The following is an 8,650-nucleotide window of genomic DNA, read 5'->3' as shown; positions in this document are numbered from 1 at the left end:
GGTCGAAGAAATCCCCGGCGTCACGCTGCGCCTCCTCGTGAAACTCCAGATAGATCCCCTCTTTTTCGGGATGCTCTTTGTCAGGGTTGTCGAAGATCTCCGGTTTCAGACCGGTCTCTTTGATGGTCGCCTCCACCGCCTCGAAGACCTCCTTCTTCAGCTCCGGGTTGTCCCCGTAGGTGAGACTGAGTCCCTCGTAGCGCTCTTCCATTCGTACATGGGCTTCGATACATTCCCTCATACTCTGATCCTTCCAATGGTATTGTGCTGTAATTCTAACGCAAGCCTATGTTAACCCCTGCTGAATCGGGAAGGTTCAGCGGGCATAATCGACGGCCCGGATTTCCCGAATCACGTTGACCTTGATCTCTCCGGGATATTGAACCCGTTCCTCCACTTCCCGGGCAATCTCGTGGGCCAGCTTTGCCGCCCGGTTGTCGTCGATTTGGCCTGCATCCACAAAGACCCGCAGTTCCCGCCCCGCATTGATGGCGTAGGCCTGAGTCACGCCGTCGCGTTCTTTGGCGATCTCTTCGATTTCACTTACCCGGCGGGTAAAGCTCTCCAGCACCTCCCTCCGGGCCCCCGGCCGGGCGGAACTGAGAGCATCCGCGGCACAGACCGCCGCACTCTCCACACCGTCGGGTTCCGCATGACCGTGGTGGGCGTAGATGGCATTGATGACGGTGGGATGCTCTTTGCATTTGCGGCAGAGCTCTGCTCCCAGATCTACATGGTTTCCGCCGTAATCCTGGGTCAGCGCCTTGCCGATATCATGCAGCAGACCCGCCCGCATGGCCAGCTTCTCGTCACCGCCCATCTCCGCGGCCATCACCCGGGCCAGTCTGGCCACCTCCAGAGAGTGAGCCAGCGCATTTTGCCCGTAACTGGCCCGGTATTTGAGTTTGCCGATATGGCGCACCAGCTCCTCGTGCATCGGGAAGAGCCCCAGATCGATGAGAACATTCTCCCCCTCTTCATAAATCTTGCGCTCGAATTCCTCCTGCACCTTGGCATGGACCTCTTCGATCCGTCCGGGATGGATCCGTCCGTCGGCCACCAGCAGTTCGATCACCCGTGTAGCAATCGCCCGGCGGTAGAGGTTGAAACTGCTCACCACAATCACCCCGGGAGTCTCGTCGATGATGATATCGACCCCTAACTCATGCTCCAGCGCTTTGATGTTGCGCCCTTCCTTGCCGATGATCCGGCCCTTGTGGTCGTCAGTAGGCAGGGTGATGGTATTGATAAGCCGCTCACCGGCAAACTCCCCCGCATAGCGGGTTGTTGCCTGGGCCAAAATATAATTGGCCCGACTCTCGGCCTCCTCTTCGGCCAGTTTCACCCGCTTGCGAACCACGGCAGCCAGGTCGGCTTCACTCTGCTCCTCCACCCGTTTGAGCAGCAGTTCCCTGGCCTCGTCTCGGGTCATGGAGGCGAGACTCTCGATCCGACGGATATCCTCCTCAAGCTGCTTGCGACGACGAGCCTCCAGCCGTTCCAGCTGCCGTCGGATCTCATCGATTCGATTCTCTTTTTGGTGCAGGCGCTCCCGCTCTTCCTCCAGCTCCCGCTCCCGGAGGATCAGATTCCGGTTGCGCTGTTCCACCTCCGCCAGACGCTCATTGAAGGCTTTCTCCTGCTCCAACTCTCTGGTGCGACGCTGCACCTCCGCATCTTTGAGCAGCTGCTCCGCCTCCTGCTCGATAGCACGGGCTTTGGCCTCCGCTTCGATCTTCAGATAGTCGAAACGGCGGGCGCTGATTACCTTACCGAGTAAAAATCCTATCGCACCGCCGGCCACGAGAGCCAGCAAGGCGATCAACAGTGTATTTTCCATCGTACTATTTCCTTGCGGACAGCAAGACACAATACGTTCATTCACGAACGATGAAAGAGTGCGTAAAGACTCCGGGGAGGATCAATCCTCGGGCAGCAGCCGAATCATCGGTCCGGCGATTATCCCGTCAGCCCGGACATCGTGAGCTTCAGTCAACACAATCGGAGAGTAGCAAAGGCGCCGTTGCACAAAAAGGATCGTCTCGATATTTCTCTTCTCTTTTTCAAAAAAACGATCGTAAAAGCCTTGACCGAATCCGATACGCCGCAGCGTCGGATCGGTCCCCACTATCGGCACAATCGCTACATCAATCTTTCTGGGTCTATACTGTCTTGAATTTTTGGGTTCATAAATGCCAAAACGTTTTTTCTGTAAAGGCAGTCTATATTTTACCGGACGGAAACTTTTACCCTCCATAAACGGGACATACACCGCAACACCGCGACTTCGCAACTCATGAATGAGCGGACGGAGATCCACTTCCAGAGGTAAAGGCAAGTAGAGCAGCACCCGTTTCAGCGATCGGGAAGTCAGTCGGCTCCGGAGCTCCCGGAGCCGTCGATGATCTTCCATGCGGGCACGCCCTTTGGGAATCCGCCGCAATCGTCGTAACGCTTCACGCCGAAAAGCCTCTTTACGTCGTTGTCGGACGTTCATCCTTGCCGGCCCTCCTCTTATCCCTCTTTGGCTATAATCCCGAAATTTGGGACAAGCGTCCTGCATTCAGTCGGCATCATTTTCCCGGGAAAAGCATGCCACAGATTGCGGGGATTATAACACAGGGGAGCATGATGCGGACGGTAGTCTATCTCAACACTATCCTGGTGCTTTTTCTTCTCCTAGCCGGCTGTGGTCAAGAGAACAAAGAAAAAGCCCCCCGATACGAAAACAACCGCACCGAACTCCCCTCTTCTCAACCCTCCGTACCGATCTCCGATCTTCATCCACACCCCCGGACTTTTCATATCCGGGATATTGACAACCGCAAGACGCTTTTGGAATTTCAGGGAATGAACGGGACCTTCCGGCGAATCCGCCAACCTATCGTCATCCTGACACTTTTGAGCGACCGGTGCGCTCCCTGCCGGGGAATGCTTCCCTATCTGGGGCGACTGCAACGTTCCAACGACGACGATCTTTTTCTCATCGGCATTCTGCTGAAAAGTGATCTGGATCCGACAGGAGTACGCCGTTTGATGCGACACTACGAAAGCAATTTTTTCCTCTCGATCCATCCTGACAACGAAACACTGGCCCGTTACCTGACCCGGCAGCTCAATCTGGGGGAAAACTATCCCCTGCCGTTGACACTGATCTTCAAAAACGGTAAATATGTGATGAATATTCAAGGGGCGGTCCCCTATGAAATGCTGCAAACCCTCGTCGACCAACTGAAAAAGCCTCAAGAGAAAAAGGAGTAGAGCCTATGCTGGGATTTCTGAAAAAAGCCTTCGGCAAAACCAACGAAGCGATCCGGGAGGTCGTACCCGAGAAACGGAACAAAATCTCTAAAGAGGAATTTGAAGAGGTTCTTCTGGAGGCCGATGTCGATTACGAACTCATCGAACGGCTGATAGAGGGACTCCCGGAGACCATCACCCGCGTCCAGGCCTTCAACTCCCTTATCAGCGTCTTTCAGTACCAGGCCCGCTGGATCAATCCCGACGACTACGCCCCTTTTGTAGAGATGATCATCGGCGTCAACGGGGCGGGCAAGACTACCACCATCGCCAAACTCGCCCGACGCTATCAGCAAGAGGGCAAGAGCGTCATTCTCGGTGCCGGAGACACTTTCCGGGCCGCGGCGATCGAACAGCTAAGCCGCTGGGCCGAGAAACTGCAGATTCCCATCGTCGCCACCCGCCAGGGGCACGACCCCTCCGCCGTGGTCTACGATACGATCCGCTCCGCCCTGGCCAAAGGGATCGACCGGGTCATCATCGATACCGCCGGACGGCTCCATACCCAGACCAATCTCGCCGAAGAGCTCAAAAAGATGGTCCGGGTCGCCGACAAGGCTCTGCCGGGAGCCCCCCATCGCAAAATGCTCATCCTCGACGGCACCCAGGGAAGCTCCACCGTCAACCAGGCCAAAGCCTTCGACGCGATGATCGGCATCGACGGTATCATCATCACCAAGCTTGACGGTACCGCCAAGGGAGGATCGATCCTCACCATCGCCGACGAGCTGAAAATGCCCATCTACTATATCGGCACCGGCGAGACCCCTGAAGATTTGATCCCCTTCAAGGCCAACGAATATGTCAATATGATCCTCGACGAGATCTTCGCTCCCGCCTAAGAAAACGGAGATGTTAAAATGCCCCTTTTTGTCATCTCCGTATAGAAAAATCCTATCATAGGCAAACCAATCTCCTAAGGAGAGAATTTCGTGGCCAAAAAGAAAACCCTGTTCGAGTGTCAGGCTTGCGGCTTCCAAAGCCCCCGATGGATGGGCAAATGCCCCAATTGCGGAGAGTGGGAGAGTCTCGTCGAGCTGAGTGCCGATCAGATCCGTTTCCTCAAAGAGACCGGCGGCACACCCTCGGCCGGTGCAGGCCCCAGCCGGGCCCGGCCCATCACCGAGATCGACGAAGAACACTTCACCCGGATTCCTTCCGGCAGCCGGGAGCTGGATCTGGTCCTGGGGGGTGGAATCGTCCCCGGATCTCTCACGCTTATCGGCGGCTCCCCCGGGATCGGCAAATCGACCCTCCTGCTCAAGATCGCCGGCAACCTCGCCCGTAGCGGACAACAGATCCTCTATGTCAGCGGCGAAGAGTCGGCCGGTCAAATCAAACTGCGGGCCAACCGGCTGGGCGCCAACGATGAACGCCTCTTTCTCCTCAGTGAGATCAATCTGGAAAATGTCCTCAAGGAGTTGGAACGGCGAGAATATGACTTTCTGGTCATCGACTCCATCCAGACCCTCTACTCCGAGGAGACCCCTTCGGCTCCGGGATCGGTCACCCAGGTGCGAACCATCACCTTCGAGCTGATGCGCCTGGCCAAAAGCCGGCAGATTCCCGTCTTCATCATCGGCCACATCACCAAAGAGGGTTCCATCGCCGGCCCCAGAGTCCTGGAGCATATGGTCGATACGGTTCTCTACTTCGAGGGGGACTCCAACTCGGAGCTGCGCCTGCTTCGCGGCTTCAAAAACCGTTTCGGCTCCACCAACGAAGTGGGGATCTTCGAGATGCGGCAGGACGGTCTGGCGGATGCCGCCGGATTCGCCGGAAAGTTCTTCGACAAAGAGAAGCTCCAGTCCGGCTCGGCTCTGACGGTGATCATGGAGGGAAGCCGTCCTATCGTCATCGAGATCCAGGCCCTGGTCGCCGAGGCCTACGGCCACCCCAAACGCAGCTCCACCGGTTACGACAACAACCGGCTCCAGATGCTTCTGGCGCTGCTGGAGAAAAAGCTCGATCTTCCCCTGGGAACCTACGACGTCTTCATCAACGTCAGCGGCGGCATCCGGATCACCGAACCGGCTGCCGATCTGGCGGTGATCGCGGCAATTTTGAGCAGTTACCGGGACCGGGAACTCAGCGCCGAAACCCTCTTTCTGGGTGAAGTGAGCCTCACCGGCGAAGTTCGGGAAATTCCTGCTCTCCAGCAGCGTCTCAGAGAGATGGAGACCCAGGGGTTCCGCAAAGCGGTGCTCCCGGCCAAACCCTTGGAAAAGAGCGGGATCAAATGCTACATCGCCGAAGAGGTTAGCAAGATTGTGGAGTGGATTTTTGTCTGAGAAAGCCGACAAATGCCCCTTTGCTGAAAAACGGTTTACTTTCTTTCACCGTCGCGTGCTATAATCTTCGAAATTTTCGATTGTCAGATTTCGAATGACAGTCACTGTAAAGGTTTATTGTATGAAAAAAATCGGGATGGTATTTCTTGCGCTCTTTCTCTTCGCACTGCAACTTTCGGCAAAAGAAGCCGGCGGCAACGGTCTCACTCTCACGACGATCAACGGGAAGAAGCTCCATTTCCAGGGAACGACCAACGGTCTGCAGATCGACCGATACAAGGGAAAGATCGTCTTTTTGGAATTTTGGGGAACCCACTGTCCCCCCTGTCTAATGTCTGTTCCCCACTACATCGAATTGACCAAAAAATACGGTGACAAACTGGCGGTCGTCGCGGTTGAGGTCCAGGATACTCCGGCCCCCGTTTTGAAAAAATTTGCCAAAAGCCACGGTGTCAATTATGACGTCATCGACTATCGTACCGGCATGCCCCTGGTCAACTACATCAGCCAACGAACCAAATGGAGTGGGAGCATTCCCTTCTTGACCATTTTCGACCAGCAGGGAAATTTTGTCACCGCACAAGTAGGGCTCCTGCCTCAGGATGCCTTGGAGGGAGTGATCAAAACGCTCGAAAAAATCGAAGCCAAACGAAAGAAAGCACCAGCGACCTCTTCGAAAGAGAGCAACGCCTCCAAATAGTTCAGAGGATCCGGACTTTCCCGTCCCGGATCTCGATCTCCCCCATCAACTCCGCCTCATAGATCCGTGTTCCGAATCGGGCAACCGCCTCTTCCACAGTAGGGTTTTTCTGACAGAAATAGAAAAACTCATCCGTAGGAAGTTCCCGGCCGGGAACCCTTCCGAAGCTGTCGGCAAAGGCTTCCAGAGAGTAGATCGGCTTGGCCAACCCCTCCCGGAGAAGACGCTGGGTCCCTTCGCTCTCGCCTAGACGGTGGGGCAGTACATAGATCTCTCTGCCCGTCTCAATCGCAATCTCCGCGCTTCGCATCGATCCGCTCCCCTCATCGGCTTCGGCGATGATCAGCACCTCTCCCAGGGCCACCACCAGCTCATTGCGAACCACAAAACTCCACGACGTCGCCCGAAAACCGGGTTCGAAACGGCTGAGCAGCAAGCCCTCTTTTTCGATCGCTTCGATCAAGGAAGCATTGACTGCTGGATAGCGCCGATCGACCCCGGTCCCCAGGACGGCAATCGTCCGGGAGGCTCCCGCCCCTTCATGAGCGATGGCATCCACCCCCATCGCCGCTCCGCTGACAATAATCACCCCTCTGCAAGCCAGTTCATTCGCGAGTTGATGTGTCATTGTCCTGGTGTAGGCAGAGGGACGCCGCGTCCCGACGATGGAGACCTTTGGGCGCTCAAGCAGTGTCGGATCCCCTCGATACCAGATCTTCTCGGGAGGCTTTTTCAGTGCCGTGAACTCCGCCGGAAGTTCTGAGAGTATCCTATCGGCCATAGCGGCTCCGATAGAAATTGTCGATATAGACCGTCTCGACACCGCTGAGAATTTTGCCGGCATGACGCAACGCGTCGAGCGTCGCCCGGTGGGGATGCCCAATGGCGATGGCATAGCCCCGTTTTTGGGCGATCCGAACGGCACGTTTCAGCTGATGCAGAATCGCCGCACGGTTTTGAACATTGTCGAGAAAAATATCCCGGCTGAGATAGGGGGTATGGTACGCGGCAGCCACCCGTCGGACCACGGAATGGCCGGTCGTCCGACTATCGAGAAAGATAAATCCCTCTTTTTTCAGATCGCCGTAGAGATGATACATCGCTCCGTAGTTCGACGTAAAAACGCTACCGGTATGGTTGTTGAGGAAACGGGCGGAGGGAAAGAGCCGACGAATCTCCTTGACCCGTTTTTCGAAACGGGCGGGGCCGTCATCGACGAAGAGGGTTTTGGTGAAACGATTCATCTTGGCACTGCCCGACTCCAAGGGAAGGTGGATCATAAAGTGTTTCAATCCCTGCGCCATCGTCGGCGTATGACGATTCATCCTCGACGGAGGAAAAATCGAAGGGGTGATATGGTAGGGCAAGGCACGAATCGCCGCCAGTTGGCGGGGCTGGGAGACATCGTCGATGATCAGAACCAACTGCGGCCTGCCGTGATGTTCCTTGGGAAGAATCGCCTCAGAAACCTTGCTTTCTCTCGAAACTTTCGCTCGTTTTTTCGTTTTGGCAATCAGATCTTCCAAGCCGAAACCGATTTTCTCCTCCGGATACTCTTCGCCGACGATCGGACTATCGGTCGGTGCCTTGGGGCGAATCGCCGATTTTTTGATAGAAGCCGGCTTCGGTTTTGCCGGCGGCGGGACCGATGCTTTCTCTCCCTTGCCGGCAATCAGAAAGGAGAAGCCCAACAGTGTGCTCAGTGTCAACAAACCGAGAACCGAAAGAGCTGTCCGGCGCATCAGTCGGCGCTTCTGTTCTTGCCGTTTAGCCTTTGCTCTCCGTTTCGCTGAGCCTTTTTTTCCTGATGCCACCTGGGTCCTTTAGCCGTTGAAATCGATGAGGGTATTTTATCGAAAAAGGATTTTGGAGGAGTGAAAAAATGTCAGAGGGAAAGCAGAAACAGATAGAGAAAAAGAAGGGCGCACAGAAGCACCGCCCTCTAAATCAGAGGGGAAGAGGAATCAGTTCTCTTCCTGGTTGACGATTTTGTTGGCTTTGATCCAAGGCATCATCGCTCGGAGCTTTTCACCGGTCTGCTCGATGAGAGAGTCTTTCATGTTGTTGCGCTCGGCGGTCATCCGGGGATAGCCGGCCATTCCCTCGAGGATGAAGTCTTTGGCGAATTTGCCGTTCTGAATCTCTTTGAGGATCGCTTTCATCGCTTTGCGGGACTCTTCGTTGATGACCCGGGGACCGCTGACATAATCACCGTACTCGGCGGTGTTGGAGATGGAGTAGCGCATATCGGCGATGCCGCCCTCGAACATCAGATCGACGATGAGTTTGAGCTCGTGGAGGCACTCGAAATAGGCCATCTCGGGAGCGTATCCCGCTTCGGTCAGGGTCTCGAAACCGG

At 55.6% G+C, this 8,650-nt stretch carries 9 protein-coding genes and 1 pseudogene; 4 read left to right on the top strand and 6 right to left on the bottom strand.

The genetic code is table 11. The features are described from left to right. From F8I07_RS06000 to F8I07_RS05990, 3 genes are all read right to left on the bottom strand, one after another. On the bottom strand, window positions 1–241 hold a 241-nt coding region (locus F8I07_RS06000; protein WP_292657038.1), incomplete at its 3' end, for a hypothetical protein. Between the two features lie 75 nt (window positions 242–316). Further along, on the bottom strand, window positions 317–1,840 hold the full coding sequence (gene rny / locus F8I07_RS05995; protein WP_292657036.1) for a ribonuclease Y: 1,524 nt from the start codon (window positions 1,838–1,840) through the stop codon (window positions 317–319). A gap of 81 nt (window positions 1,841–1,921) precedes the next feature. Further along, a complete protein-coding gene (locus F8I07_RS05990) occupies window positions 1,922–2,497 on the bottom strand; it encodes a 5-formyltetrahydrofolate cyclo-ligase (RefSeq protein WP_292657034.1) in 576 nt (191 codons plus the stop codon). 131 nt (window positions 2,498–2,628) lie between these two features. Here F8I07_RS05990 and F8I07_RS05985 point away from each other — a divergent pair, with 131 nt between their 5' ends. From F8I07_RS05985 to F8I07_RS05970, 4 genes are all read left to right on the top strand, one after another. After that, a complete protein-coding gene (locus F8I07_RS05985) occupies window positions 2,629–3,261 on the top strand; it encodes a hypothetical protein (protein WP_292657031.1) in 633 nt (210 codons plus the stop codon). A gap of 5 nt (window positions 3,262–3,266) precedes the next feature. Further along, window positions 3,267–4,142 (top strand): signal recognition particle-docking protein FtsY, encoded by an 876-nt coding sequence (gene ftsY / locus F8I07_RS05980; RefSeq protein ID WP_292657029.1) that lies wholly within the window; start codon window positions 3,267–3,269, stop codon window positions 4,140–4,142. A gap of 90 nt (window positions 4,143–4,232) precedes the next feature. Further along, window positions 4,233–5,591 (top strand): DNA repair protein RadA, encoded by a 1,359-nt coding sequence (gene radA, locus F8I07_RS05975; RefSeq protein WP_292657027.1) that lies wholly within the window; start codon window positions 4,233–4,235, stop codon window positions 5,589–5,591. A gap of 121 nt (window positions 5,592–5,712) precedes the next feature. Beyond that, window positions 5,713–6,291 carry a TlpA disulfide reductase family protein gene (locus tag F8I07_RS05970; RefSeq protein WP_292657024.1) on the top strand — a complete coding sequence of 193 codons (579 nt, stop codon included), beginning with the start codon at window positions 5,713–5,715 and terminating at the stop codon, window positions 6,289–6,291. Window position 6,292: 1 nt separating this feature from the next. On the opposite strand, the gene F8I07_RS05965 is transcribed toward F8I07_RS05970, so the two are convergent. From F8I07_RS05965 to F8I07_RS05955, 3 genes and pseudogenes are all read right to left on the bottom strand, one after another. Next, on the bottom strand, window positions 6,293–7,072 hold the full coding sequence (locus F8I07_RS05965; protein ID WP_292657022.1) for a DNA-processing protein DprA: 780 nt from the start codon (window positions 7,070–7,072) through the stop codon (window positions 6,293–6,295). Beyond that, window positions 7,062–8,033 (bottom strand): divergent polysaccharide deacetylase family protein, encoded by a 972-nt coding sequence (locus tag F8I07_RS05960; RefSeq protein ID WP_292657019.1) that lies wholly within the window; start codon window positions 8,031–8,033, stop codon window positions 7,062–7,064. Before F8I07_RS05960 ends, F8I07_RS05965 begins: the two co-directional genes overlap by 11 nt. A gap of 222 nt (window positions 8,034–8,255) precedes the next feature. Further along, a pseudogene (locus F8I07_RS05955) lies at window positions 8,256–8,650 on the bottom strand (ketol-acid reductoisomerase); the annotation flags it as partial.

Source organism: Nitratifractor sp. (genome assembly GCF_015487065.1).
GTDB lineage: Bacteria > Campylobacterota > Campylobacteria > Campylobacterales > Sulfurovaceae > Nitratifractor.
The sequence above is the reverse complement of the archived record's forward strand: the minus strand, read 5'-3'. Positions and strand labels throughout refer to the sequence as shown.

What these genes read in the sequence shown, in the direction of transcription:
- rny (WP_292657036.1), bottom strand. Translation starts at nt 1,840, where the DNA reads ATGGAAAATACACTGTTGATCGCCTTGCTGGCTCTCGTGGCCGGCGGT.
- F8I07_RS05990 (WP_292657034.1), bottom strand. Translation starts at nt 2,497, where the DNA reads ATGAACGTCCGACAACGACGTAAAGAGGCTTTTCGGCGTGAAGCGTTA.
- F8I07_RS05985 (WP_292657031.1), top strand. Translation starts at nt 2,629, where the DNA reads ATGATGCGGACGGTAGTCTATCTCAACACTATCCTGGTGCTTTTTCTT.
- ftsY (WP_292657029.1), top strand. Translation starts at nt 3,267, where the DNA reads ATGCTGGGATTTCTGAAAAAAGCCTTCGGCAAAACCAACGAAGCGATC.
- F8I07_RS05970 (WP_292657024.1), top strand. Translation starts at nt 5,713, where the DNA reads ATGAAAAAAATCGGGATGGTATTTCTTGCGCTCTTTCTCTTCGCACTG.
- F8I07_RS05965 (WP_292657022.1), bottom strand. Translation starts at nt 7,072, where the DNA reads ATGGCCGATAGGATACTCTCAGAACTTCCGGCGGAGTTCACGGCACTG.
- F8I07_RS05960 (WP_292657019.1), bottom strand. Translation starts at nt 8,033, where the DNA reads ATGCGCCGGACAGCTCTTTCGGTTCTCGGTTTGTTGACACTGAGCACA.